32 protein-coding genes are annotated in these 26,181 nt (G+C 36.7%); 24 read left to right on the plus strand and 8 right to left on the minus strand.

What is annotated here, in order from left to right; all coding sequences use genetic code 11:
- Positions 1 to 37: 37 nt before the first annotated feature.
- From ACFS5O_RS07185 to ACFS5O_RS07230, 10 genes are all read left to right on the plus strand, one after another.
- Positions 38 to 1,255 carry a murein hydrolase activator EnvC family protein gene (locus tag ACFS5O_RS07185; protein WP_205725290.1) on the plus strand — a complete coding sequence of 406 codons (1,218 nt, stop codon included), beginning with the start codon at positions 38 to 40 and terminating at the stop codon, positions 1,253 to 1,255.
- Positions 1,256 to 1,389: 134 nt separating this feature from the next.
- Positions 1,390 to 2,850, plus strand: coding sequence for a S41 family peptidase (locus ACFS5O_RS07190; protein ID WP_205725291.1), 1,461 nt, complete (start codon positions 1,390 to 1,392; stop codon positions 2,848 to 2,850).
- Positions 2,851 to 3,206: 356 nt separating this feature from the next.
- Positions 3,207 to 3,386: a hypothetical protein gene (locus ACFS5O_RS07195; RefSeq protein ID WP_318300134.1), complete on the plus strand. Its 180-nt coding sequence runs from the start codon at positions 3,207 to 3,209 to the stop codon at positions 3,384 to 3,386.
- The gene (locus ACFS5O_RS07200; protein WP_205725293.1) at positions 3,383 to 4,582 is read left to right on the plus strand and encodes a PDZ domain-containing protein; all 1,200 of its coding nucleotides are present in this window, start codon (positions 3,383 to 3,385) and stop codon (positions 4,580 to 4,582) included. The genes ACFS5O_RS07195 and ACFS5O_RS07200 overlap by 4 nt, the downstream gene beginning before the upstream one ends.
- 184 nt (positions 4,583 to 4,766) lie before the next feature.
- Positions 4,767 to 5,189: a GNAT family N-acetyltransferase gene (locus ACFS5O_RS07205; RefSeq protein WP_205725294.1), complete on the plus strand. Its 423-nt coding sequence runs from the start codon at positions 4,767 to 4,769 to the stop codon at positions 5,187 to 5,189.
- An 88-nt stretch (positions 5,190 to 5,277) separates the two neighbouring features.
- Entirely contained in the window at positions 5,278 to 5,643 is a 366-nt protein-coding gene (locus ACFS5O_RS07210) for a VOC family protein (RefSeq protein WP_205725295.1), read from the plus strand.
- Positions 5,644 to 6,242: 599 nt separating this feature from the next.
- Positions 6,243 to 6,803: a class I SAM-dependent methyltransferase gene (locus ACFS5O_RS07215; RefSeq protein WP_205725296.1), complete on the plus strand. Its 561-nt coding sequence runs from the start codon at positions 6,243 to 6,245 to the stop codon at positions 6,801 to 6,803.
- A 290-nt stretch (positions 6,804 to 7,093) separates the two neighbouring features.
- Positions 7,094 to 7,354, plus strand: coding sequence for a hypothetical protein (locus ACFS5O_RS07220; protein WP_205725297.1), 261 nt, complete (start codon positions 7,094 to 7,096; stop codon positions 7,352 to 7,354).
- Positions 7,355 to 7,488: 134 nt separating this feature from the next.
- The gene (locus ACFS5O_RS07225) at positions 7,489 to 8,304 is read left to right on the plus strand and encodes a lipid II flippase Amj family protein (RefSeq protein ID WP_205725298.1); all 816 of its coding nucleotides are present in this window, start codon (positions 7,489 to 7,491) and stop codon (positions 8,302 to 8,304) included.
- Between the two features lie 1,068 nt (positions 8,305 to 9,372).
- Positions 9,373 to 9,567 (plus strand): hypothetical protein, encoded by a 195-nt coding sequence (locus tag ACFS5O_RS07230; protein ID WP_205725299.1) that lies wholly within the window; start codon positions 9,373 to 9,375, stop codon positions 9,565 to 9,567.
- A gap of 790 nt (positions 9,568 to 10,357) precedes the next feature.
- Here ACFS5O_RS07230 and ACFS5O_RS07235 read toward each other — a convergent pair.
- Positions 10,358 to 10,948 (minus strand): hypothetical protein, encoded by a 591-nt coding sequence (locus ACFS5O_RS07235; RefSeq protein ID WP_205725300.1) that lies wholly within the window; start codon positions 10,946 to 10,948, stop codon positions 10,358 to 10,360.
- Positions 10,949 to 11,221: 273 nt separating this feature from the next.
- Here ACFS5O_RS07235 and ACFS5O_RS07240 point away from each other — a divergent pair, with 273 nt between their 5' ends.
- From ACFS5O_RS07240 to ACFS5O_RS07275, 8 genes are all read left to right on the plus strand, one after another.
- Positions 11,222 to 11,641: a hypothetical protein gene (locus ACFS5O_RS07240; RefSeq protein WP_205725301.1), complete on the plus strand. Its 420-nt coding sequence runs from the start codon at positions 11,222 to 11,224 to the stop codon at positions 11,639 to 11,641.
- A 68-nt stretch (positions 11,642 to 11,709) separates the two neighbouring features.
- Complete coding sequence (locus ACFS5O_RS07245; protein ID WP_205725302.1) at positions 11,710 to 12,261, plus strand: hypothetical protein; 552 nt, start codon at positions 11,710 to 11,712, stop codon at positions 12,259 to 12,261.
- A gap of 44 nt (positions 12,262 to 12,305) precedes the next feature.
- A complete protein-coding gene (locus ACFS5O_RS07250) occupies positions 12,306 to 12,893 on the plus strand; it encodes a histidine phosphatase family protein (protein ID WP_205725303.1) in 588 nt (195 codons plus the stop codon).
- An 18-nt stretch (positions 12,894 to 12,911) separates the two neighbouring features.
- The gene (locus ACFS5O_RS07255; RefSeq protein ID WP_205725304.1) at positions 12,912 to 13,415 is read left to right on the plus strand and encodes an NUDIX domain-containing protein; all 504 of its coding nucleotides are present in this window, start codon (positions 12,912 to 12,914) and stop codon (positions 13,413 to 13,415) included.
- Positions 13,416 to 13,593: 178 nt separating this feature from the next.
- Complete coding sequence (locus ACFS5O_RS07260; RefSeq protein WP_205725305.1) at positions 13,594 to 13,959, plus strand: DUF2089 domain-containing protein; 366 nt, start codon at positions 13,594 to 13,596, stop codon at positions 13,957 to 13,959.
- An 11-nt stretch (positions 13,960 to 13,970) separates the two neighbouring features.
- Positions 13,971 to 14,363 carry an SHOCT-like domain-containing protein gene (locus ACFS5O_RS07265; RefSeq protein WP_205725306.1) on the plus strand — a complete coding sequence of 131 codons (393 nt, stop codon included), beginning with the start codon at positions 13,971 to 13,973 and terminating at the stop codon, positions 14,361 to 14,363.
- An 11-nt stretch (positions 14,364 to 14,374) separates the two neighbouring features.
- Positions 14,375 to 14,656, plus strand: coding sequence for a hypothetical protein (locus ACFS5O_RS07270; RefSeq protein ID WP_205725307.1), 282 nt, complete (start codon positions 14,375 to 14,377; stop codon positions 14,654 to 14,656).
- A 236-nt stretch (positions 14,657 to 14,892) separates the two neighbouring features.
- Positions 14,893 to 15,600: a DNA alkylation repair protein gene (locus ACFS5O_RS07275; protein ID WP_205725308.1), complete on the plus strand. Its 708-nt coding sequence runs from the start codon at positions 14,893 to 14,895 to the stop codon at positions 15,598 to 15,600.
- 161 nt (positions 15,601 to 15,761) lie between these two features.
- Here ACFS5O_RS07275 and ACFS5O_RS07280 read toward each other — a convergent pair whose 3' ends face one another.
- The 4 genes from ACFS5O_RS07280 to ACFS5O_RS07295 form a co-directional block, all read right to left on the minus strand.
- On the minus strand, positions 15,762 to 16,436 hold the full coding sequence (locus tag ACFS5O_RS07280; RefSeq protein WP_205725309.1) for an ABC transporter ATP-binding protein: 675 nt from the start codon (positions 16,434 to 16,436) through the stop codon (positions 15,762 to 15,764).
- 1 nt (position 16,437) lies between these two features.
- Positions 16,438 to 17,472 carry an FtsX-like permease family protein gene (locus ACFS5O_RS07285; RefSeq protein ID WP_205725310.1) on the minus strand — a complete coding sequence of 345 codons (1,035 nt, stop codon included), beginning with the start codon at positions 17,470 to 17,472 and terminating at the stop codon, positions 16,438 to 16,440.
- A gap of 151 nt (positions 17,473 to 17,623) precedes the next feature.
- The gene (locus ACFS5O_RS07290; protein WP_205725311.1) at positions 17,624 to 19,003 is read right to left on the minus strand and encodes a sensor histidine kinase; all 1,380 of its coding nucleotides are present in this window, start codon (positions 19,001 to 19,003) and stop codon (positions 17,624 to 17,626) included.
- Positions 19,000 to 19,680, minus strand: a complete 681-nt coding sequence (locus tag ACFS5O_RS07295; RefSeq protein WP_205725312.1) for a response regulator transcription factor — start codon at positions 19,678 to 19,680, stop codon at positions 19,000 to 19,002. The genes ACFS5O_RS07290 and ACFS5O_RS07295 overlap by 4 nt, the downstream gene beginning before the upstream one ends.
- Positions 19,681 to 20,184: 504 nt before the next feature.
- Between ACFS5O_RS07295 and ACFS5O_RS07300 the strand changes: the two genes are divergently transcribed.
- The 4 genes from ACFS5O_RS07300 to ACFS5O_RS07315 all read left to right on the plus strand — a co-directional run bounded on the left by ACFS5O_RS07300 (position 20,185) and on the right by ACFS5O_RS07315 (position 22,539).
- The gene (locus ACFS5O_RS07300) at positions 20,185 to 20,376 is read left to right on the plus strand and encodes an alpha/beta-type small acid-soluble spore protein (protein WP_066397779.1); all 192 of its coding nucleotides are present in this window, start codon (positions 20,185 to 20,187) and stop codon (positions 20,374 to 20,376) included.
- A 123-nt stretch (positions 20,377 to 20,499) separates the two neighbouring features.
- Positions 20,500 to 20,640: a hypothetical protein gene (locus tag ACFS5O_RS07305; protein WP_205725313.1), complete on the plus strand. Its 141-nt coding sequence runs from the start codon at positions 20,500 to 20,502 to the stop codon at positions 20,638 to 20,640.
- Between the two features lie 248 nt (positions 20,641 to 20,888).
- Positions 20,889 to 21,524: an FMN-dependent NADH-azoreductase gene (locus tag ACFS5O_RS07310; RefSeq protein WP_205725314.1), complete on the plus strand. Its 636-nt coding sequence runs from the start codon at positions 20,889 to 20,891 to the stop codon at positions 21,522 to 21,524.
- Positions 21,525 to 21,633: 109 nt separating this feature from the next.
- Entirely contained in the window at positions 21,634 to 22,539 is a 906-nt protein-coding gene (locus ACFS5O_RS07315) for an AEC family transporter (RefSeq protein WP_205725315.1), read from the plus strand.
- Positions 22,540 to 22,580: 41 nt separating this feature from the next.
- Here ACFS5O_RS07315 and ACFS5O_RS07320 read toward each other — a convergent pair whose 3' ends face one another.
- Entirely contained in the window at positions 22,581 to 23,306 is a 726-nt protein-coding gene (locus ACFS5O_RS07320; RefSeq protein ID WP_205725316.1) for an alpha/beta fold hydrolase, read from the minus strand.
- Between the two features lies 1 nt (position 23,307).
- Positions 23,308 to 23,964 carry a hypothetical protein gene (locus ACFS5O_RS07325; RefSeq protein ID WP_205725317.1) on the minus strand — a complete coding sequence of 219 codons (657 nt, stop codon included), beginning with the start codon at positions 23,962 to 23,964 and terminating at the stop codon, positions 23,308 to 23,310.
- A gap of 205 nt (positions 23,965 to 24,169) precedes the next feature.
- Here ACFS5O_RS07325 and ACFS5O_RS07330 point away from each other — a divergent pair, with 205 nt between their 5' ends.
- Positions 24,170 to 24,349 (plus strand): Spo0E family sporulation regulatory protein-aspartic acid phosphatase, encoded by a 180-nt coding sequence (locus ACFS5O_RS07330; RefSeq protein WP_205725318.1) that lies wholly within the window; start codon positions 24,170 to 24,172, stop codon positions 24,347 to 24,349.
- Positions 24,350 to 24,359: 10 nt separating this feature from the next.
- On the opposite strand, the gene ACFS5O_RS07335 is transcribed toward ACFS5O_RS07330, so the two are convergent.
- Positions 24,360 to 25,259 (minus strand): LysR family transcriptional regulator, encoded by a 900-nt coding sequence (locus ACFS5O_RS07335; protein WP_205725319.1) that lies wholly within the window; start codon positions 25,257 to 25,259, stop codon positions 24,360 to 24,362.
- A 276-nt stretch (positions 25,260 to 25,535) separates the two neighbouring features.
- On the opposite strand from ACFS5O_RS07335, the gene ACFS5O_RS07340 reads away from it, so the two are divergent.
- On the plus strand, positions 25,536 to 26,162 hold the full coding sequence (locus ACFS5O_RS07340) for a methanogen output domain 1-containing protein (protein WP_205725320.1): 627 nt from the start codon (positions 25,536 to 25,538) through the stop codon (positions 26,160 to 26,162).
- The last annotated feature ends 19 nt before the right edge of the window (positions 26,163 to 26,181 follow it).

The raw sequence follows: 26,181 nt of genomic DNA on the forward strand, positions 1-26,181 counted from the left end.
AAACGAAACAATTAATTGGGGTTAGGGAGGAAAACGAATGAAAAGGAAAGTGGTTGGTACAGTGCTTTCACTAAGCTTAGCACTGGGCGCCTTTACTAGGTATCACTCTGAATCCGTCGTTCACGCGGAATCTTTATCAAGCATCAAGAAAAAACAACAAGAAAATGCAAAGAAAGCGGAGGCTGCAAAAGCTAAGCTGGACAAGAACAAAAGCAGCCAGGAAGCGATTGAGGCTGAAGTAGCAAGGATTGATAAGCTTTCTTCTGAAACAGATCTGAAAGTACAAGCGAAACAAACAGATATTACAGAAACAAAAGAAGAGATCGACGTATTAAAGGGCGAGATCGCTGTTGTTCAAAAGCGAATCGATAAGCGAGATGCTCTATTAAAAGAACGTGTTAACTCTATGTATGAATCTGGCGGAGCTGTTTCTTACTTAGAAGTTGTTCTTGGTTCAAAAGATTTTGGTGATTTTCTTGACCGCGTTCTAGCATTGAACATGATTGCAGAACAAGATCGTCAGCTTTTAGAAGAACAAAAGAAAGATAAAGAGCTTCTAGAGAAAAAGATGGCAGACGTTGAGAAAAAACTAGTTAACCTACAAAACGCAATGAAAGAATTACAAGCGTTGCAACAGCAATTAAAAGCGCAAATGGATGAGAAAACTCGTCTGATGGCTTCTCTTAAAAAAGAAGAAGACTCCTTGCATGCTGAAGCACATAAGATCGAAAACGAAGGTGCCCTTCTAAAATCTCAAGAAGATGCGTTCCGTGCTGAACAAGCTCGTGCAGCTGCACGTGAAAAAGCTGCTCGTGAATCATCGTCTTCAGGTGGATCAGCTCCTTCAATGGGACCTGTTTCAGGTAACGGTATGATCATCAAACCTGCCGCTGGAAGAATTTCTTCTGGATTTGGTAACAGAAGTAGTGGTATGCATGAAGGAATCGACATCGCTCAAGGTGGAACCGTTCCGATCTATGCAGCTGCAGATGGAACAGTTATTCGTTCTGAGTACTCATCTTCATACGGAAACGTTGTATACATCTCTCACTCGATCGGTGGGCAGCAATGGACAACGGTTTACGCTCACATGAGCAGCCGCGCTGTATCAGGCGGATCTGTTTCAAAAGGGCAGTTCCTAGGCAACATGGGGAACACTGGACATTCATTTGGTCAGCATTTACACTTTGAACTTCACAAAGGACCTTGGAATGCAGGAAAAACAAATGCTGTAAATCCTGCGGCTTACTGGTAAAATAAACACATAAAGTAAACAAGCTATTCATATAGTGAAGTAGGAGACAGGCTGTTGCCTAAAGACTCTTACAATGGAAGGCATCGCACTTTGCAGGGTGTGATGCCTTTTCCTGCAAAAACGAGGTGAGCAGAATGAACGTAAATAAAAAAATGTTGGCCCTGCTGATTGTTCTTTCCTTGCTTGTTGGTGCCGGTGGCATGTATGGTTCGATGGCACTGTTTGGAAACGATTCGAAGTATGTACAGAACGGTGAAGTAAACGATCTTCCGAAGACCGCAACGAAAGTCGACAACGACGAAGAGTTTGCGAAGCTTCAGAAGACGTATGAGATCATCTCTTCTCGTTATGTAGAAGATGTTGATCGTGACAAACTCCTTGAAGGTGCCATTCAAGGAATGGTCAAAACGTTAAAAGATCCATATTCCGTTTATATGGATGAAGAAACGGCAAGTCAGTTTACACAGTCACTCGATTCTTCTTTTGAAGGAATCGGTGCAGAAGTAAGTATGGTAGACGGTAAAGTAACGATCGTCGCACCGTTCAAAGATTCACCTGCCGAAAAAGCAGGATTAAAGCCAAACGATCAGATCATCACGATCGACGGTAAAAGCGTTGAAGGCCTAGATCTGTATAAAGCCGTGTTAAAAATCCGTGGCGAAAAAGGATCTGTCGTGACTCTTGGTGTAAAACGCACAGGCGTAAACGATGTAATGCCAGTCAAAGTAACTCGTGATGAGATTCCGATTGAGACTGTTTACTCTGATATTGAAGAAGTAAAAGGGAAAAAGATCGGTGTACTTGAAATCACATCTTTCTCAGAAAAAACGGGATCTGATTTTAAGAAACAGTTGACTGAGTTAGAAAAAGAAAAGATTGATGGTCTTGTTATTGACGTTCGTGGTAATCCAGGAGGCTATCTAGAAGCGGTTGATAGCATTCTTCGTCAGATCATTCCTGAAAAGAAACCATTCGTTCAGATCGAAGACCGTAAAGGCAACAAAGAACGTTATGTTTCGAAGTTAAAAGAAAAGAAAGATTATCCGATCATCGGTTTGATCGACAAAGGTAGTGCGTCAGCGTCCGAAATTTTAGCTGCTGCCTTAAAAGAAGCAGGAAACTATGACCTTGTTGGTGAGAAATCGTTCGGTAAAGGTACGGTTCAGCAATCGATTGATCTTGGGGATGGATCGAACATCAAGCTTACATTGTTTAAGTGGCTGACACCTGATGGAAACTGGATTCACAAAAAAGGGGTAAAGCCTACTTTTGAAGTGAAGCAGCCAGACTACTTCTACACAAACCCTATTACGGTTGAGAAGAAAGCATTAGAGTTTGATATGAACAATGAGCAAGTAAAGAACGCTCAAGTGATGTTGAACGGTTTAGGGTTCCAAACGGGTAGAGAAGATGGCTATTTTGATGAAAAGACGCAAGCTGCGGTAACCGCGTTCCAGCGTGCGAACAACTTGCCAGCAACAGGGAAAGTCGATACGAAGACAGCTGGTAAGATGGAGGCAAAAGTGATCGATTCCATCCGTGATGATAAGAACGATGTTCAACGTAAAACGGCGATTGAATTGCTTGCAAAATAAGGGATTATGGCAGGAAAAAACAACTGAAACACGAATACTATCCGTAGAGGAAATTATTCTCTACGGATTTTTTTGGTGAAGCTTCGATGTCTTTGAAAGAGGTTGATTTGCGCTTCAGGTTGCTCGCTTTCCGCGGGGCAGGCGGTGAGCCACATTCGTACGCTTCACGTATAAGTGTCTCACCTGCCGGCCTGTCCCGCAGGAGTCTCGCACCTTGCGCTCCAATCAACTATTCAGGGAAGTCTTAACAAAAACAAATAAAATCCTTGAAGAATTTCCATGGCGGGTATTAAAAAAATGAAAATCAAACGATTAGAAAGATAAAATCCTTTGTCATGTTTAAAGGGGTAGACAATATGCAGTCATTGAATGTTGGAGATGTTCTTTATCAGCTGGTTTTGTTTTTGGTGCTGATCGCCATTATCGTTGGAGTGGGGTTATTAGTGAAGCGAGCTGTGAGTACGGATAGAAGGTTGAAACGTATTGAAGAAAAAGTGGATGAATTGAAAGTTGAGAAAGGAAGAGACCGCACATGACAGACACCTTTGTGAAAGAATTACTTCAGGGCATGCTGCTGCTTTTTTCACACCCGCTTTTTTACGTTTTTATTCTTGTAGCTTTTTTAATTGGATTAAAACGTGTGAAACGAGAGAGAAAAGAGTTTAAAGTACGCGTGCATCCTGTTATTGATAATTTAATATTTTCATTGCTGCCAGGTATTCTGATCGGACTCATCGGTTCTGTAATCTTTGTGGCAGCTGGTATTACATTGCCGCTTGGAATGATTGCTTTAATCGGAGTCGTCTATCTGGCATTAGGATTAACGTTTAAAACAAGGTTTATGAACCCGGCTTATGCTGTAAGTTTATCGGCAGTTGTCGGGCTATTGCTCCCTAAGTTTCAACTTGGTATTTCTTTTGTAGATCGATGGATTGTAGATGTTCAGAAAACGCCGCTTGATTCATTAGCGGTCATTATTGGTGTTCTTTTGATACAAGAAGGAATTTTGGTTATCTGGAAAGGTGCAGATCGCACGTCCCCTCGACTGTTCAAAGGTAAAAGAGGACATTATATTGGGGCACATGAAGCTACGAGATTTTGGATTGTTCCTCAGTTCTTAGTACTTCCTGTAGGCTCCATTCCTGTACTAGACTGGTGGCCGCTGTTCCCAATGGGCGCGGTAGGATTTTCATTCTTCCTCGTGCCGTTTGCCATTGGATATCGTCAGCTGGTCACACATACGCTTCCAGAAGAAGCGATTAAACACCTTGGTAGACAAGTAATACTACTAGGGTTTATCGTAACAGGCATTGCAGCAGTCGGTCATTTTTATAATTTACCGCTATTAATTGCGATAGCCATTGCTGCGGGGCTTGCTGGTCGCGAACTCATCACCCTCGTAACAAGTCAACGTGATGATTCAAGACCCTCGCACTTTGTGCCAAGAGATCAGGGAGTTATGATTCTTTCAGTCGTGCCAGGAACACCTGCTGCAAAGATGGGATTAAAGATCGGCGAAGTCATTGTGAAAGTAAACGGAGTAACACTTTCTCAAGAAACAAGTTTGTACCAAGCCCTTCAAATCAACGCTGCATACTGCAAACTTGAAGTTCTTAACCTGAATGGTGAGATTAGATTCGTTCAAGGATCACTCTATCAAAATGAGCACCATCAACTAGGTGTACTTCTCGTCCATGATGTAGTGGATCGGAATGCTGCTGTTGGGGATTAATGTGATTTTTCATAATTAACCGGAATCGCATAATTTATATTTAAAAGGCTCATTTAACGTGAGTCTTTTTTTATTTCTGTTATTCAACAAACGGTCCAGATTGTGGAAGAAGTAGATTGTACAAATTGTATAAATTTGAAATAATTGGTGTAAATCAAAATATATAAATGAATGAGGGTAAAAGATGAATTACACAGTTATTCAAGAGTTTAACGAAGACCTTATATTAGAGGTTTATGAATTATTTAAAAACGAGTGGTGGACTCAAAACAGAGATCCATCATCAATTAAGGAACTAATATCTAATAGCGGGGTAAGTATAGGTATATTAAGTAACGAAACTAACGAATTGATTGGCTTTGCTCGTGTTATTACAGATACTCTTTATAGAGCTTTTATATTTGATGTGATTACAAAAAAATCATATAGAGATAATGGGATAGGAACTTTACTAATCAACGAAATTTTAGAACACCCTAAGGTAGCTAATGTTGAAAGGGTAGAGCTGTATTGTCCTGACAGATTAGTATCTTACTACGAAAAATTTAGTTTTTCCACTGAGGTCAATGGCTCTAAACTAATGAGGTTAAACAAAATTATTATTTAATGAAGAGTTTTGAACAAAATTGTTTTTGTTTTTAATTATAAACAACAAACGTAGCAGGATTGCTGAATAAGAGATGGAGGTGTTAGTTATGAATGGAATATCTTTTGCAATCTCACAAATTACAATTGCTTATAACCAAGAGGACGAGATGGTTAATTTTTACAATCAACTTTTAAACGCCGAATTGAGTCCTTTTAAGGTGGGGGACTTTCGATTTTATAAAGGAAAGATTGGGGAAATTGGTTTATTATTTTGTCCGAATGAAATGCTGGGTATAAAAGCTGAAAAAAATAATATCCAATTTACTGTACAAGTATCAAACTTGGAAGAAATACTTTCTAAAGTTTCTCAGTGTGGTGGTAAACATATTCAGGGAATTAATAGAGAGGAGAGTCGATCCTCAGTAGGAATATCAGATCCAGATGGTAATTCCATAGAATTGCTGGAGATATAAGGACCAGACAAAAGAATAAAACGACGTGAATAGCATGGAACTTCTCGTGCTTTAGTTAATCAATTTTTGTTCAAGAATAGGGTGCGTTGATCCAAGAAGGATTAGCGCTTTTTTTATGGAACTTATTGAACTACCGAGCAGGATTGTGAAAGAAGGAAAATCTTACTTATTCTAAATGAGGAGTAGATAATTATGAAACATATAACGGCATCTATATACATTTCATTCGGTTTTTTGTTTTATTTCTTGTCATTCACCAACGGGTTTATTGGACCTGATATTATGGAATTTATAATTTTTCTGTTGATATTTGTAGGTTCTATGTACTTATTTGTGGACCTTAGACAACTAATTAAAAAGAAGAATTAATAGAAGCTTTCTCAATAGAAGTATTAAACACTAAGTTAAATAGATAAAAACGTTTTGGATTTTATTTGTTTTTCTATTCAACTATCGGGTGCATTTCTTCAAGAAGGGGAAGTGCTCTTTTTTATTGAATTTTAAAGGTAAGATTGATTTTCATGGATAGGTGAATTCTGAGGTGTGAATAGAATAACCTTTGTGTTTTATAGACAATAAATAACTTCGGGGTGAAACAATTGGTAATAAAACAAGAAGAAATCAAAGTAGTTATTGGAGCAGGCGAGTACAATAATAATCTAGGTTGGATACATACTCAGCAAGATGAACTTAATTTAATTGATATGGATACCTGGAATAAAAAATTTGATGAAAATTCTTTAACAGCTATTCTCGCCGAACACGTTTGGGGGCACCTTTCCTATGAAGAAGGGATTGGTGCAGCACAACTATGTTATAAGTTTTTAAAACCAAAAGGTTATATTCGTTGTGCAGTTCCTGATGGATATTTTCGAGACAAGGATTACCAAAACATAATAAAAGTAGGTGGACCTGGACCAATAGACCATCCTGCTTCAAGTCATAAAATAGTTTATAATTATAAAACTTTAACGAAAATATTTGAAGCTGCTGGGTATAAAGTAACTTTACTTGAATACTGTGATGAGGACGGTCAATTTCACTTTAATGAATGGGATGGTCAGGATGGTGTTATTTTTCGCTCCAAGAAGTTTGATCCTAGAAATCAAGGAGATAAACTAGCCTTTCCATCATTAATATTAGATGCAATAAAGTATTGAGTCGTACACTCAGAGCGTTTTATTTTTTAAATTACTATACCTATTGGAAAGTCTTCCTGTACTAGTTATTCCACAATCGGGTACAATGGCTGGACATCAATAAGATGGTTCTTCGCATTTCTCTTACTCATAAACCGTGCAGGATTGCGAAAGAACAAGTAGTAATAAATACAAGGGAGGTAATTATGAAACTCAAAAGTATTGTAATTGCTTTTTCTGTTTGTTTAAATCTTTTTTTAGGAATTGTTATTTAGAAAGGAGTAACTAAAAGAGAACCTGTTGATGTAGGATTGTCGTTCAAGGAAGCTGTTAGAGTTGAAAATTACGAACTCGCTAAAACTCTTATGGCTGAAGGGCGAAAGGAACAAATCTCAGATGAAGGTTTAAAAAAAGTAAAACAATTAATGAGTGCCGGTACAACTTATAAAACTTATCAGTTGCTAGAATTTGATAATAACGAAATGGTTTTACTTAACTTAACTCCTAACGATAAATATGAAATTCAGGATGTTGTAATTGTTCCTGAAGAGCTGAAATCTATGTTTAAATAACTGTTAACTTACTTGTTACTTATTCCACAATCAGGTGCTTATCTGTAAATAAGAAAGCTTTTTTGCTATTATGCTTGTGTTAAGGGGAATGTTGAGAAATAATTGGTATTATTCTTTGTGAAGGAAGATAAAAAATGGACTTAATCACAGGTAAAGTAATAATCATATCTATTTTTCTTTTAATAATAACGGTCATTGAAACCTTAGCTTATTCAACCCGAATATCTGGAGCTAGAGTAAAGCTCATAGCTACAGCGTTATCATTGTTCAGTACAATGGTTATTGTATCGAGATTTTCTACGATGATCCAACAACCTTTAACCGCAAAACTTATTGCGGAGGCACCAAATTCAAATAAATTATCCTTTATTGAAGGACAATATCGCGTACTAATTGGTGTAACGTCCGTAGGTGTTATCGTTGGTATACTGTTATTTCCGACATTCATCACCATCTTTTCAAGAGCTATTGTTCAGCTTTCAAATGAAAGAGGTTCAATAATTAAACTACTAGTTAAGAATTTAAATTTATGCGGATTTAAAAAACTTATAAAGTGTATTAGAATTCCGAAGATTTCATATCTAAACGGAATTACAATGAGTACCATTCCTAAACGTTTATTTGTTATAAATGTTGTAATCTCTGCGGTTTTTACAATAGGCGTACTTTCTTCTATTTATGCTTCAATGTTGGTACCAAAAGATTATGCACAAGCAGCATTAATGTCATCTGGCATTATTAACGGTATTGCAACGATCCTTTTAACATTATTCATTGATCCAAAAGCTTCAGTTCTAGCTGACAGAGTGGTTAAGAAAGAAAGCAAGTATATTTTTCTGAAAAGTTACTCGTTAACGATGATAAGCTCAAAACTTGTAGGTACATTCATGGCACAACTTATCTTTATCCCGGCTGCATATTATGTTGCGTGGTTTGCAAAATGGATATAAAAAGTTTATTCAACAATCGGGTGCGTTGATCTAAGAAGGATTAACGCCTTTTTTTATGGAACTTATTAAACAAACGTAGCAGGGTTGTTGAATAAGGAAGATGCGATTAGAGTTAAGAATTTATCCTTATTAAGTAGTAATAAATATTACAGGGGAATTATTTTGAAGCGTATTATTCTCTTCGTTATTTTGGTGATAATGATTATTCTTAGTGCAAACTTGACTTCTGTTGGAGCTTAAATTTATTTCAAAAACCAGTGTGATTGTTACAAATAGTGAAGCATACAATCAAAATAACAATTAAAGCCTATTGAACTGAATATTTCAAGATTTTATTTTAAAAAACTGTTAGCATTATGAATCCCTAAGCTAGAGGAGAGTGCCGTTATGAATAAAAAATTGTTTAACATTGGTTGGTTATTGTATGTGATTCTTATGGTATTGTCGAATTATCTGCTACCAGTTAAAAATATATTTGCTGCGATAATGGTGCTAACAATTGTCTTCGGAGCTTTTAATATATATCTTTGGTATAACCGTGCTACGAAAAATATGAATACATAATCTTTTTGAATGTAGGATGAATACTCTAATTATTTCTTTCTGTACTTAATCAACAATCGGGTGCAATAGTTGAAGGTTCAGAAAACTGATTGTGCCCTTTTTAATACAGTAATCATTTAGTAGCTTTATATAACGAAAAGTACAAAGCATAATAAAGTATAGTTTGAGCTTTTATGAAGGGGTGTAAAATTGAAAAAAGGTCTATTCATAATTATAGGAATGGTTTTATTATTTGGATTGGCTTTAGCAGTAATTGAATATAATAACAAAAGTGCATTCAGTACTTCACCTTAAGAAGTAATTTATCATAGTGATGAGATCAGCGTTGGTATTAAAAAAATTTATAAAACTATATATGTTGATCATGGACATAAAGCTTATGTCTTTTTTCAAGGAGATAAAAATATACCTACCCTTTATATTTCGGAATTCAAGCTTAAATCATATGGTTGGAAGAATACTAACACAAACCAAATTCCTATTAAACAAGGACTTAACGGAGAAATGATTGTTGGCGGGGGTAAAGATGGTGAATACTACGGAATAGTAAGTTCTGAAGTTGATCAAGTAATCTTGGGTAGGCGAAAAGCAGAACTTATATCGCTTGATGCTGAGAAGGTGTGGTTCTTTTATAAACCAACAAAAGAAGAAGTGCAGAGTGAACCTAAATTTTATAATCTTGAAGGGAAGGAACTTTAATTTTCTTAATGTATGTTGTTTCTTTTCAGCTAAAGGGGACGTTATTTGATATAGATGCTGTTAGCTATATTAGTAAGCTTAATACCAGTTTTCATTAAATGAGTTACTACACAATCTGGTGCTTTTTTTAATATGAACCTCCTTTTTCGATGAATGGGAGGCAACAAATTTAAATTATTATACTATCACAGCTTATAAGAGTCGTTCTTCCTTTGAGCTAATTTACTTTAAATGAACCAGATAGAGTTTTATAATTCATAATTTCTGGATTTATTCAAAACGATGCGTTTTTTTATTTTAAATTCCACAGAGTAATAAATAATCATTGTTGTAATACTGTTGAGAAGTATAAACCAGTTAGAACTCCTGTATATGTTCATAAGGTAAGAAAAAAAGACACTTCCTATTACACCTAAGAAGATATAAAGTGTAAATCTTGATTTTTTACTCGGCCTTATATATTTATCAATCAGTAGAACACATGGAAAAATGTAAAAGAAAAATACACAGATCAGGAGAAATAAAGTGTAAAAGTATGTAGTTAGTAAAATTAAAGACGATATGCTCTCAAATTCAAGTATAGACATAAACATAGTTACAAAGATAGAACTAAGAAAAATCGTAATGAAAATTGCACCTAGTATACTCAATATAAAATACCTCTCTATTTTTATGTGATATTTAACATGGCAATACAAAGTTTATGTTATCTTCTAGCCTAGTTGATAAGAATAAGGTTTCTTGCTTGCTATTAACGAAATATAAGGAAAAAATAGGAAAAATAATTAATCTAGTCCTTAAACATCTTTTCAATATTATTTAGCTCAATCTTTTCTTCTTCGTTTCGAAAATCCTCAAAATTATATTCACCATTTATCCGTAACAGTCCATTCTTTAATAATGACAACAATCTCTGTGCTTCTTTAACCATCTTTGGTTTGATGGTATTAAGTATATTTCGTTTACAATCAAATTCCTTGTTATTCCACTTTTCTTTTTGTTTTAGTTTTGGAAGATCATCAATTCCGCTCATGTAAGTTAATCCTAAAAATCGAAGAAACGAATATCCCCTGCAATAATCATCGTATAATTCCTCTAGTACCTCTACCAAGTCTCGATTTTCTTTAATAATATGTTCTAATAGTGAAACGATACGCATATGTTCAAAATCACCAAATGGAATTTTCATCTTGATGAGTTTTTCTAGGTCATGTTTAATAAACCTACTTCTATAATTTAAATCAAGTAAGTTGAAGTAAAAGTCATTACCATAAACATTTTCAATTTCTGGTGTTACATAAAGCCACTCTTCGAATTCCGAGATGCTTATCAGTGCCCTATAAACATTATAAAATTGTTTTTGCATATCTTCTTTGTTCACTGTTTCCAAGATCTCCTTTAGCTTGAGGAAAGTACATGTAATACCCATGACATATTTAAGGCATAATTTTTAACGATAAACACTTCTTATAATTGTAAGAGTAAGAAAACGATCTAAAATGCTTTTCTTTTCAATGTTTTGAGCTGGAAAAAGTTATTCTGGATGAGTGAATATATATACTCTTCCATGTCAATGACCGTTAGATAATCAATTGTATATTACATTTATTGGTAGTACAATCAATTATGAAAATATAAAAAAAAAGGATTATTCATGGTTAGAGATCTTATATTGCGTAAAGGTTTTGTTTCTGCACTATCAACGCTCATTTTTTCTTTTATTATGATATTGCCTGAACTTCCAGCTATTATTTCCACTTTCGATTTAGGACTCATTGATTTTGTAAGAGGCATACTCTTTTATTGTATTTTTGCAGGAGGGATTATTTTTACATATGGTAATCTAGTTTCTGTTTTATTAGAGACTATGTTTTTTAAAAATTTAAGTAATAGAAAGAAGTCACATTACTACCTTTATATTTTATTACACGGAATAGGCGGTGTCCTCTTTGGCCTTTTAATTGGAAATGGATCAGCTGCCTTAGTAGTAGGTGGTTTTGCTGCTATCTTATATGGTTTATTAGATGTTTGGACCATTTTGAAATTAAAGAAAGAAGATATAGCTAGTTATTGATGAAAGTAAAATTTACAAAAATCACCTGATCAAAGTATCATAGATTGTAAAAGGGTATAGGTATAAATATGGGGAAGTCATTAAGTAGGAAATTCTTAACTGCATTTTATTCGAGTTTTATTTTAGCCATGATATTGGGAGTGGGAACTGCCTGGAATGGAGGCAATCCTGGTATTAGCTATTTAATATGGGGTTCTGTAATCTTTTTTTATGCTGCACTTTTTATGTTCACTTACGGAATTATTGTTTCAAGTTTACTTGAATATCTGTTTAATAGACTGGTCATTCAAAAGAATCTCAAATTAACTTTGTATATAATACTACATGGAGTTTTTGGATCACTTGTAGGACTAGTATCAGATAATCTATCAAGTTTTTTAATAGGAGCAATCGCAGCGCTAATATATTCTTGTATCGACGTCTGGATATTAAACATAAAAAAGCAGGAAAAAAACACAAAAAAACTATTATATGTTTCTACCGGATGCATGGTACTTATCGCAGTAATTCTTGGTTTATATGGAAGCATGTTTAACCCGTTCTCATTTATTAGCGCGCAATTTTGGATTGATGCTGTTTGGTGGAGCGATTTTTGGAGTGTTACTCTATATTGCTACTGAAGTCAGAAAAAGAAATACTTGAAAGCCAACATAGGAGGAATCTCATGAGCACAATCGTATATATGGTAAGGCATGGTGACTCACCAAAGGAAGGCAATGAGCGGACGAGAGGATTAACGGAGAAAGGGTATGAAGATGCTCGGCGTGTTACGGAACTCTTAAGAGATAAGAAGATCGATGTTGTTGCCTCTAGCCCTTACCTCCGTTCTATTTTAACAGTTGAAAAGGTAGCTTTACATATAAAGAAAGAAGTATTGGTTATGGAGGATTTAAGGGAAAGAGTTTTTTCTTCAAGTTCAAATAGATTAGAAGATAATGAGCTCGGCCCTCTATTAGAAAGATCATTTGTAGACTTTAATTTCTCTCTTGAGGGTGGGGAATCAAATGCTGCTTGTCAAAAGAGGGCAGTACAAGTATTAAGGGAACTCTTACATACGTATAAAGATAAAAATATGGTGATCGGAACTCATGGTGCCGTTATGACCTTAATGATGAATTACTTCAATCCTTCATATGGTCTAGAGTTTCTATACAGCACAACAAAACCTGATATTTATAGACTGGAATTCAATGACGAGGAACTAATAAGCGTTGATAGAATATGGGGAAAAGCTTTAATGAAATCTATTTGATAGTGGGGGACTATTGAAATGACCTATCATATACGAGTAAGAGTGGGTGCGCTCATTATTGAAAATGATGAAATCTTATTAACGGAGTTTGATGATCCTTATCGGGGAGTTTTTTATGATTTCCCAGCTGGTGGAGCGGAACCTCATGAATCTTTGACTGAAGCGGTAAAAAGGGAAGCAAGGGAAGAAGCTAATATTGATGTGGAGGTAGGTCCGTTAGCTTTTGTTTATGAGTATGCTCCGCATCTTAACGAAAATAAGTATGGCCAAACACACACGCTAGTTATGATGTTTGACTGTACATTGAAAAGTGGATCTACACCTAAATTACCGGAAAAGCCTGATCCGAATCAGACCGCTGTTAAGTGGATTTCGCTATCAGAGCTTGAGAATCTAGAGCTTTATGCGAACATTGGTAAACAAATTAAAGAGTATGCGAGCAAAAAGCGAAATATTGATTTACTGGAAGAACACAAACTTCTGGATAAGTCATCTAATCTTAAACTTACGGAGACTTTCTAATAAGGAAAGTCTTTTTATATGGAACTTTAATAATTTAAGTGGTGGATTAAACATTTGGATTAAAAAAAGCCATAAAATTAATTTATAAATAAAAAATAATTAATATTTTTATAAAAAATATTCACATTATCAATTTAAAGGTATATAATCTGATTAATTGATGAGAAAGGAGAATGAGATGGCTCACCCATTACTTACAAATTGTCCGGTTTGTTCACAAACGTTAAAGATTACTAAACTTCACTGCTCGCATTGTCACACGACAATCGAGAACGAATTTGAACTATCTAAATTTGTTTCTCTAACGAAAGAACAGCTTCATTTTGTGGAAGTCTTTCTTGTATGCAGAGGCAATATTAAAGAGGTAGAAAAAGAGCTAGGGATCTCGTATCCAACGGTTCGAGGCAAGCTGAACGACATTGCATCTTCATTAGGTTATGAATCTAAAAAGAAGAATGAGGTAGACGAGAAAAAGATTGTTACGATGCTTGAACGTGGAGAGATTACGCCTGATGAAGCAATCAAAATGCTAAAAGATGAATAGGAGGATCAGAAATGAAAAGTGAGATTGAGAAAGTCTTAACGATGGTTCAAGAAGGCAAGATCGGTACAGATAAAGGCTCAGAATTAATTCATGTCTTACAGGAAAAAGAACAGAGTCCAACAATTAGACCGTCAAGCCATACATCTTCTAACTACAGTGACAAAACATTAAGAATTCGTGTTGTATCTGAGAGTGACAACGTGAATGTAAACCTCCCGATCAAGTTAGTTAAGGTTGTCCTAGCAGCTGGCCATAACATTGCTTTAAAGATTCCCCAATCTGAACAGTATGTAAAGGATATTGATATTAATTTAATCCTTGAAGCGATTGAAAACGAACTGGATGGACAAATTGTTGATGTGAAATCAGCAAACGGGGATACCGTTTCAATTACGATTGAGTAGAGGTTGCTAATATGTTACATGTAAATGTCAAAACAAAAGAGGCAACATTCTCAATACCTGTCCCTTATGTTCTTTTGAATATCGGCATATCCCTTATTACTTCTAAAATATTCATTTGCCATGCAAACAAATGGTCGAAACCTCATCTAGAAAAGAAAAACATAAACATTTCTTTCCCTTCCATAGATCAATCAGAACTGAAACCTATTATTAAAGAGTTAAAAAAGCACAAAGGATTAGAGCTCGTGAATGTAAAAGCACAGGATGGAACTGAAGTGATTGTGAGATTATGAAATGGCTAAAAACAGTTGAAAGGCTTCTCGTTTTATAAAAGTATTCATAATCAGATAATTAGGTACAAAAATGAGTGCATTTCCGTCCTGGAAGGAGCGCTCATTTTTTATGGTGCAAGTTGGTTGCTGATAAAAGAGGAATATCTAAACCAGTCGAGAAGAGAAAAGGGGAGTGTATGATGAAATTCATCTCACTAGTTGACCCTGAATTCCAACACAAAAAGGAAGTGGAATAGATGAATGCAGAAGATGTGATGCATGAACTTGAAGCTCTTGGCAAGGAACGAACCAAGAAAATCTATCTCTCCAATGGCGCCAAAGAACCGGTGTTTGGTGTAGCTACTGGAGCTATGAAGCCGATAGCTAAAAAGATTAAAAGAAATCAACCATTGGCTGAAGAGCTTTACGCTACAGGGAATTACGATGCGATGTACTTTGCAGGAATCATCGCAGATCCGACAAGCATGACCGAAGATGATTTTGAGCGTTGGATGGATGGTGCTTATTTTTATATGTTATCGGATTATGTGGTAGCAGTCACTCTAGCTGAAACTGGAATTGCACAACAGGTAGCGGACAAATGGATCAGGAGTGGTGAAGAACTTAGAATGTCAGCGGGTTGGAGTTGTTACTGCTGGTTATTAGGTAATCGACCAGACAGCGAATTTTCTACAACGAAGTTAGAAAAAATGCTGGAGGTAGTAAAAGACACTATTCATGGTTCCCCTGCACGAACAAAGGCTTCGATGAATAATTTTGTTTATACAGTGGGTGTCTCATACATCCCATTACATGAACAAGCAGTTGAGACGGCAAAGGCTATAGGACCGGTAGAAATGAATCAGGACGAGAAAAAAACGAAGTATCTACTCGCTGCTGAAAATATTCAAAAAGCGGTAGATCGAGGACAAGTTGGTTTCAAGCGGAAATATGTGAGGTGTTAGATTTTTACTACTAAAAAGGGACAGCGAGGATTGAATCGTGAGAAGCTTGGGGGAGAGCCACTGGAGATTAGTCAAACATATATTTTTATTTATTTACTAAATTCTCCCCGGCATACTTTTAAGAGCTATGAACAAATAAATCCATAGCTCTCCCGTTTATTCTAAACAACCAAACCATCGCTCATTTTAACAACATGGTCCACATAAGAAAGCATCTCTTCGTCATGAGTGACCATAAGAGTCGTAATGTTGAGCGTTTTCGTTAAGTCACGTAGGAGTGACATGATTTCTTTAGATCTCTTTGAATCCAAACTAGCGGTTGGTTCATCGGCAAATAGAACTTGGGGTTTATGAATAATCGCGCGTGCGATGGCGACGCGTTGTTTCTCACCACCAGATAATGAAGCGGGATAAGCCTGTTTCCGATGAGATAGTCCAACTCGTTCTAATAAATAATGGATTTCTTGTTGTCGATTTTCTTTCGGCATTTTCACTTCAGATACGTCCAGCATGAGGTCCAATTGCTCCTCAACGGTTAGAAAAGGGACAAGGTGGGCAAATTGGAAAACAAAACCGAACTTCTTCGCTCTTATGCTGCGCATTTCCTCTGATGTCATAGAAGTTAAGTTATGTCCATCAAATAAGATTTTGCCATCTGATGCGGGCTGCAACCCTGCAGCGATCGTTAGCAGGGTACTCTTACCTGAACCAGATGAGCCGACTAATGCTGTGATTTCACCTTTCTTAAGCGTAAGGTTTACTCCTTTTAAAACCTCTTCTTTCACTTCACCATTACTAAATGTTTTTCTTAATTCTCCAATCGTAAAGATATCCATATTAAACCTCTCCTTGTTGTATGGCATGTAAAGGTTCAACTTTTTTCATTTGTAACCCAGATAGTGTAGCTCCAATAAACCCGATCACGATGAAGACGATCGACAATAGTAATGTGGTTTCGTTCGTTAACAGATAAGGCATATCTTCAGGTGCAATTTTTTTGAATAGTTGGCTACAACCAATAGAAAGAGCCAGGGATAGGCTAGTGATGTATAGCATTTGTGTCCACATCATCTTAAACAGATCGCTCGTTTTGACTCCGATTGCTTTTAAGATGCCGTATAGTCCGATTTTCTGGACGTTCATCATATAGAAGAAGATGGCGAACAGCATTCCGCTGATCACGATCAGAAACCATACGATCATATTCAAAGACATTTGTTCGGCACTGTAACTTGGAATCGTGTTAAGAAAATCATTATTTGAAAAAGATTGCAGCTCTTTGAAATTTTGTGTTTCATCTGCACGTGGTATGAAAAGAAGCTGCATCTCTTCAGAACGATACATTTTCTTGTAATCTTCAATATTCACGTAAGCAACAGGAGCGTGACTGAACTTTTTATGGTCAACAAAACGCTTAACTACAAGCGGTTTATCAAATGGTTTATAAGCTAAGGTGTCACCAACGTCAATCCCTTCTTTCTCTAAAGAGCGGTCCAGAACGATTTCTCCGGGAGCCACGGATTCGAATAATTTTGAATCGGTAGAAGCTACGAAAGCAACACTCCGTTGTTTGTCACTCTCATCGTTTAAAAAGCCCATCTGAATAGAGAAGGCAACCGTGTCTTTTTGTTTGCTTATCACTTGTTCTTGAACGCTATTATCGATTCTAGAAAGGTTGTAATTTTCTTCAGCGTCACGATTTATATAGAACTGCCCGTTCGGTAAATCTTTAATCAAAGCAGCATTATCCTGTGATAATCCATTGGCCAACCCAGAAATGATAAACGTCAATAAACTAACAAGAAAGATGATGGAACCTAATATAAAAAACTTCATTTTATTCTTTTTGATCTCTTTCCATGCGATGCTCATAACATCTCTCCTCCAATCTTTTTACACCCTAAGTTTAGAATCCTTATATGAACGGAGAATGAATAACACGTTACAAATTGTGGGGAGAAGGGAAGAAGGGCATATAAAAAAGGCATCACCAATGAATCTTCATTGAGAATGCCTGATATATTTAATCGATAGGAAGTTCAACGGTAACAGTAGTTCCTTCGTTTTTCTTACTTTTTACAACCGTTTTTCCATCATGCAGTTTTACGATTGTAGCGACGATCGATAGACCAAGTCCTGTACCCTCAACTGTTTTCGATCGAGCCACATCTGCCCGATAAAAACGGTCAAAAATTCTTTCCACTTCTTTCTCGTTCATGCCTATCCCCGTATCTTTAAAGATGATGAAAATCGATTTTTCTCGTGTTTCAACAGCTATCTCAATACTTCCATCAGGGTTATTATATTTAATGGCATTGGTTAAAAGGTTATCCCATACGGCATTCAATAGTGAAGGATCGCCGAAATACTCGGTATCAGGTAAGGAATAGCAAAGCATGATTCCTTTTTCATTTATTAACCATTGATAATTTCGAATGAGTTCTTTAATCTGTTGTGACAGATTGAACGTTTTTTTCTGTAGGATATCTTCGTTCCGATCTAGTGATGCAAGAAGTAATAATTGCTTCGTTAAGTTTGAGAGTCTACTGATTTCACCATTTATAACAGAGATGTATTGTTCACGATCCCTTGAATGCAGTTCTTCTTTTCCTAACAGGTTGGTATATCCTTTTATATTAGACAGTGGAGACTGGATATCATGAGAAATATTGGAGATGAATTCTTTTCGCATCTCATCTGACTGTTCGAGTTTTCGAGCCATCTGCTGAAAACTTTGAGAGAGTTCACCAAGTTCATCGCGACGTTTCGTATCGAGCTCAACAGAATAGCTGCCATGTGAGAGTGACTTGGTAGCAGAGGTCAATTTAGAGATAGGTTTTACTAAATATTTTGTACTTATGATTACCATCAAAATACTGAGGACAATCATCAAGCCAAAAAGCCAGCCAAATAGAACATGCATCTCATTAAAAAGGAGTTTAATATCAGGTCGAATAAACAGAGCATACTTTTTCCCCTGATGTGTTAGAGGAACACCAATCGAATTACTTAGTTCGTTTGCAAAAAATCCCGTTACAAACGTTTGCTTTGGAAAATGAAGCATCCCATGATAGATATCACCATTTAGTACAGATTGTTTTGTTGTAGAAGAAAGTTCATTGTTACGAAATTTTGCACCGAAGAACGTTTCGTTTCCGGATCTCTCAACAAGGTAGATCTGATACCCGACCGTAGATAGGTTTCCTAAGTAATCGTTCAGGTTGATCGTAGGGTGTTTTTCCACAAAATAAGCCATCTCAAGCGCAATATCTGTATTTTTTTGATCATTAGCTGGTTTTAATTTTTGCTGATAGTATGTATTGGAAGCGATAAAGGCTAAAACGCCGCTTAAAAGCATGATCCCTATCGTTATCACGACAAATTTAGTGTACAGCGACTTCATTTTTTTAACTCCAATAAATAACCCACTCCACGGACGGTTTTGATTTGAAAGTCATCAGTCAGGTTCGAAAACCGTTCTCTTAACCTTTTTACATGTACATCTACCGTGCGTTCGTCACCTTCATAATCGATACCCCAGATATGTTGGATGAGTTGATCCCGTGTGAAAGCCTGCATAGGATTCGAGATGAAAAAATATAGCAGTTCAAATTCTTTCAGTGGTAGTAGAATCGTTCGATCGTTAATATGAACTTCATAGCTTTTTTTGTTTACGGTTGTATGGCCTATACGGATGACGGATTCATCATCTTGGTTTTTATCGTAACGTCTTAATAGAGCTTTCATTCGAAAGAGCAATTCTTTTGCTTCGAATGGTTTTATTAGGTAATCATCTGTTCCTGATAGATAGCCTTGTTCTTTGTCTTCAATTTGGTTTTTGGAGGTTAGTAAGATAACAGGGATGTCGTATTTTTCTCTTATTTCTTGTGTTAGGGCAAACCCGTCCATATAAGGCATCATCACATCAACTACAGCGAGATCAAACCTTTTAAGGCGTAAGATGTTCAAAGCTTCTATCCCATCTTTTGCTTGAGAGACTTGATATCCTGCTTCTTTTAGTTGATAGTGCAGAAGCTCGAGTATATTTTTATCGTCATCAACAATTAGAATATGTGTCACGAATAAATCCTCCTAAAGAAGAATGAAGTTCTGCCTCATTTTTCACTTTCAAAAATGCTCTGGTATCAGCAACATTAGTCTATCCGAACTGGGTGAGATTCACAAATTTTTGTTTAAGTTCAACGACCCAACTTCAACAAAAAAAGCTAACCAAAATGCTAGCTTTTTTGTGGCTTTAATTGATTGGGTTAGCCGATTCTCTTCTTGTTTTTCTTGCTTTTAGCACGTTTTTTAGAAGATAAAACCCCGTTTAAGATACTAATGAAACTCACGATGAATTCCCCCCATATAGAACTTCCGAAAAGAGAATATTCGGTGTATCCTCTCTTCTCCATTATCTTATGCAGACTTGTCTAAAGTGTTTGGACAAACCGTATCAAATCACTTTTGAAACAGAAAATACACATGCACCTAATGAAACATTGAAAAAAATTTTATAAGGTTATGAATAAGATTGTAAGTTAGTGGGATTCTAAGATTAGAAAAGAAAGGGAGGTGAATAGAATGGCTAAAAACAACAGCAACCAATTATCAGTACCTGGAGCTCAAGGAGCTCTTGATCAAATGAAGTATGAGATCGCTTCTGAGTTCGGTGTAAACCTTGGACCAGACACTACGTCACGTGCAAACGGATCTGTAGGTGGAGAAATCACTAAGCGTCTTGTAGCACAAGCTTTAGGCGGACAACGCTACTAATATTCAAATCTTTTGCTATGGCTATCTGTTTGTGCAGATAGCTTTTTTTATTTTATCGAATGAGTGATGAATCAAATGTTAAACAACCGTTTAAACTATCTCTGTTGGAGGTGAAATGTTTAGATGAATGAAGATAAACCGACTCATTTTGATGGAAGTCTTTTAAACCATGAAGTTTTCAATGATGATACTTTGCAAGAGCCGTTTCTTTTAACGGATGAAGCGAGGGCAAACATTGCTGGTAATCCTTATGATCATTCGTAAAGAAATGTTTAAGCATAGATTGCAGCACACTGAATGTAGTTGATTTCCGCTCCAGGTTGCTCGCTTTCCATGGGGCGACCGGTGAGCCCCTTGCCACATTGCGCCATTAAGGGTCTCACCTGACCGCTCGTCCCATAGGAGTCAGCAACCTTCCGCTCCAATCAACTTGCTAAGAAGTGAAAGGAAAATATCCAAATGCAACAATCATTAAGAAGAAATCAACAAACAGAAAGGCAGTGTAAGATTACATGACAAAAGTATTATATATCACAGCACATCCTCATGATGATAAAGGTTCATACAGCATGGCTGTAGGTAAAGCGTTTATGGATGAATACAAGAAAGTTAACCCGGATGATGAATGGATTCACGTGGATCTGTATAAAGAGAACATTCCTCACATCGACCTTGATGTATTTAGTGGATGGGGAAAACTGCAATCTGGTAAAGGATTTGAGGAGCTGTCTTCTGAAGAAAAATCGAAAGTAGGAAGACTATCAGAGCTTTGTGAGCAGTTTGTTTCTGCAGATAAATATATATTCGTAACGCCAATGTGGAATTTTTCGTTCCCGCCTGTTATGAAAGCGTACGTCGATTCAGTTGCTGTGGCAGGAAAAACGTTTAAGTATACGGACCAGGGACCCGTTGGCCTTTTAACGAACAAGAAAGCCTTACATATCCAGGCTAGCGGTGGCATTTATTCAGAAGGACCTGCAGCAGCAATGGAGATGGGTCACCGTTATTTAAGCGTGATCATGCAATTTTTTGGAGTTCCATCGTTCGAGGGATTGTTTGTAGAAGGACACGCGGCGATGCCAGATAAAGCGAATGAGATCAAAGAAAAGGCGATTGCGCGTGCTAAAGATTCTGCACATACGTTTTAGATAGCTCTTCGTAAAAAGAATGCTTATCCTTGTGCTATGATAATAAGAAAAGTGCTGATCTCACGGGTCAGCCTTTTTCCGTTGTTGTTAACAGAAAGAAGGATAAGACATGTTAGAACTACTAAGCATCATTCTTCCGGTATTTGCGATCTTTAGTATCGGATTTATCGGTCAAAAAACGATAGGCTTTGAAACACAAACACTTTCCACGATGGCATTGTATCTGATGTCTCCTTTTCTTGTATTTCGAACGTTTTATGAAACTACTTTTACGAAAACGTATGGATATATGCTCATCTATACGCTCATTCTATGTTTTACGTTGATCGGTCTTGTATATGTGATCAGTTATTTTAAAAGATACAATGTTAGGGAAACCTGCGGTGTTATTTTAGCTTCTGCTTTCATGAATAATGGGAACTATGGGACTCCAGTCGCGCTTTTCGCGTTTGGGGCAGCAGGGTTAGATTATGCGGTTGTTCTAATGGTTATCCAGCAGTTAGTTATGTGTACAGTAGGAGTCTATTATGCAGCAAAAGGCAGTCCGGAAAACGACGGGATTTCTTCAGCGTTAAGAGCAGTGCGACGGATGCCGATCGTATACGGAGCGATAGCGGGTATAGTCTTTCAACAGTTACACATACCGATAAAAGGTTCTGTGTCAGAAGCTCTTGACCTTGTGGCGAACTCTGCGATACCGACCATCATGATCATACTCGGTATGCAGCTCGCGAAGATATCATTGCGCCACGTACAAGTGGAGAAATTAACGTATTCTCTAGTACTAAAATTAGCGGTGTCACCACTGATCGCATTTTGTATCACGCTAATTCTTCCGGTAGATGATAGGCTCGCAGCGATCATGATTCTGATGGCGGCGATGCCTTCTGCAGCAAACACGACGATGTATGCGTTACAGTTTGGAACAGAGCCTGATTTCGTATCAAGTGCAACGTTAGTGAGCACACTTTTTTCACTGTTCACACTGCCCATCTTGCTCGCGATTTTAATGTAAAAAAACTCACAAAAATTTAGTGAGTTTTTTTGCTTTACATGCTATTGCTTATCTAACCACTTGATCATCTCATCAGCAATCAAATCTTGCTGTACTTTAGCAGAGATGTCTGCTTGATTATCACCTTTTTGCTCTCCATACATGCCAAATTGAGCATGGTTTCCACCTTTGATCTCGAATAGAACAGTCTTACGTGACAACAAGCTTTTCGTTTCATCAATCTTATCTTTAGTCGTTAGCCCATCTTTTTCTGCATAAATAGATAGAATGGATGTGTCTTTATTTGAAAAGTCATCTCCATTTGCAGGATAAGAGGCGAGCAGGATAACACCTTTAATCAGATCGGGATTTTCATGTGCGAATGTAGCAGCACTTACTCCTCCTAAAGAGTGTCCGCCAATAAACCATTTTTTAATGGATGCATTTTGTTTGATCCATTCTTCAGCTTTATTCGTTTCAAGCATGGCGAGGTTTAGATTGAACTTTGGAATTCCGACGGTGTAGCCGGCTTCTGATAAACGTTTCCCGAGATAACTGTAAGCTGTTGGCTCTACTTTTGCACCTGGATACAAGACAATGCCTACTTCTTTATCGATTCCACTTGGCTTAAACGTCAACCAGTCTCCGTCTTGATTTACTTTCCCAACACTTTTCAACAGTTCTTTTGTCGGTTCGTAAGTCTGTTGTGTCCAAACAAAAAATCCAATGAAGCCACAAATTAATAAGATGGAAATACTCAGTAGAACTCTCTTAATTAACCGTTTCATATTAAACACCTTTCAATTGGCGGTCTTGATGGATCTTTGTTGCAACAAGTGTGCACATCAAAAATAATTCAAACCCATTCGTAATTGCCGCACTTTCCACTGGAATTGGCACCGCACTTCCGACTGTCATTACAACCGTTCCTATCAGCATCCATTTCCATCCTGTTCTTTTCCACAGAACGGCTCCTGCTGTAATTAAAGCAATGGATACGAACAGGACCATTAGAGGAGGACCTGTTGAAGTGTCTGCAGAAACATATCGAAGCAATCCATGCTCTCTTTCTGGCACTATTTTCATGCCATATGTCTCCGTTATGATTTCCATAATGACAAGGGCAATCGTATAGAGAAGAGCTCCTATGTATACAACTTTCCACTTTGCGAACGCAAATCCAGCTCTTTTTAAAACATTCCATGAAAATAGAACGAGCGTGGGTGTGAAGAACGCATGGAACCAAAATCGCAAATGGCTCAAGTTCTCTAAGAGTGGTCCTTCTCCTATGAATTTTCCTATGGCGATCAATCCGTTATCATAAACAAGTCCGAACAAGACAAGATAGAGTAGGGAAGAAACATCGCATCTGTTACCGAAGTTTATACATAGGATAAGGAGTACGAGATAGGCTGCTGTATAAACAAAATAAAGTATTGTATCCAAATAGTATTTCCTCCTTATTAGAGTCTACTCTAACCATTTCCTTATCAATTGTTAATATTTATGATATGGCAATACATCAAAACGCATTAAGAACAGGTTAGCAGTCTTTAACTATTTCTAAATTTACAGAAAAACAAAGAACAACTATCATAAATGCATATCCAATTATTTGGAAGTAGTTTGTAGATAGAAAGGAAAATCATTCATGGAAGTTGATCTGAGTATATTATTGCAAGAAATAAAAGTCTGTCGTCAAGAAATGTACGATCTTAAACCACGCTCAAATGATTTTTCAGACGCTGATCTCCTCAAACAGAGTCAGAAGCTGGACAAACTAATCTATCTTTATCAAAAAAGAATAATGGAGGATCCTTCTATTAAATAAGGGATTACAATTATTGATCTAATAGAAACTTTACTTTTTCTTTGAATTCTTTTGCTTCTGCAGATAAGCCTTTTGTTAAAGGATACAATGTCCAGAAGTCTTGATAGATCAAATCAGGCTGCTTGAAAGGGATAATGGCTAGATTACCGTTTTTAACATCTGCATTGTTTTTGAAGGTGAAATTGAATACAAAAGAAAAGGCATGTCCATCCAAGATTGCAGAACGCATGACTTCAATATTATTGGATGAGAATAAGATCTGTTCGTTCTTTACGTATTTATCATTGAAGGTTATACCGCCTTTAGAATTGTAAATCACCAGTTTTTCATCGCTTAACTCATCTGGCGTAATAAAGTCTTTGTAATACAGCGAGGATTTCTTGCCTGCACAAATGCATACATGTCCTGTATACAATCGTTCATAGTCCATACCTTTTTCATGTTGAAGGTTGGATACTTCATAATCTGTAAAAGGACTTAAACCAATATCGATATGTCCGTTCTTCATTTCCTCTAATATATGATCTTGATCGATCTCCCGAATCATTACGTTCGTTTCAGGAAATTGCTCATGAAATAACAAGAAGGCATCGTACACGATATACATTAGTGCTGGTGCACACCCCACCTTTAAAACGTGTTTTTTTGCATGCTGTTTATCAGCTAACTCTTCATGAAGCTCCTGCATCTTTTTAAGAATCTCGTAGGCTTTTGATACAATGAATTTTCCATCAGTAGTGGGAATTGTACCTTGTCTAGACCTAGTAAAAATAGTAACGCCAAACTCTTTTTCCAGTTGTGTAATAGATTGTGATATCGCTGAAGGAGATAGGTGAAGTTTGTCTGCCGCCTTCGTGATCGAGCTTTCTTTGGCCACTTCTACAATATATTTCATTTGTTCTAAGTTCATCTCGATCTCCTTTATTTAAGCTGTATTTAACTAATTTAATTTAATTTAATTTTAACTTAAAGTTGGCTTGATTAAAATAGTGTCTGAAAGGAACAATTTCTCTCAGCATAAGTTTTTAAATAAAAGGAGTTCTAAATAACTTGAGAATTAAATTATTTACTTTGATAAGTAAAATAATGTTTTAAACTATCTCATTCGGGTATCCAAAGAGTGTTGTCCATATCTTGCCAAAATCAGTGAAACAGCATGTAATTCAATAGAAAGGGTAGATGCAGTATGAACCTTTCAAAAGGTGAATTGAATGGACACACTTTTTTAGCAAAACTTATTACTCAATATGCCCACATCCATAAAAAATCAATTGGTCCCGCTGCTGAGCGGTATATCGAACAGCTCGGTCTACGTACAGGCGAATGGATAGAGAGATTCTATGAGGATGATTCATTGGACTGGACGATTGATCAATATGTTCATTTAATCGTGGATTTAAAAAATTCCATCGGCGGGCATTTTGAGATTGTCAGTGTATACCCTGACCATGTAATAGTTCGTGCAAAAGAGTGTCCTTTCGGAGAATTTGTTAAGGATGCACCGCACTTATGCAAAATGACATCCAGTGTATTTGGAGGAATAGCAGCACGAAAATTTGGTTATGGAAAAGTTTCGCTGCGTCAAAGAATTGCTCTAGGAAGCCCAACCTGTGAAGTAGCCGTATACTTTCAGCCTGATGAGCGAGAACAAGGTGATATTTATCAAGATATTCCAGTTACACCTGAAAACGGCGACCCTTTTTCTTGGGAAGAAGAGACAATCAGTATGCTTAATAATGAGTTACAAAAATGTGATGACATGGTAGAGTCACTTCTACGAGAATTAGAAGAACTAAAACGTGGAAACTCCTAAAAACGATTAAAACAGACCC

Source organism: Fictibacillus nanhaiensis (genome assembly GCF_042686385.1).
GTDB lineage: Bacteria > Bacillota > Bacilli > Bacillales > Fictibacillaceae > Fictibacillus > Fictibacillus nanhaiensis.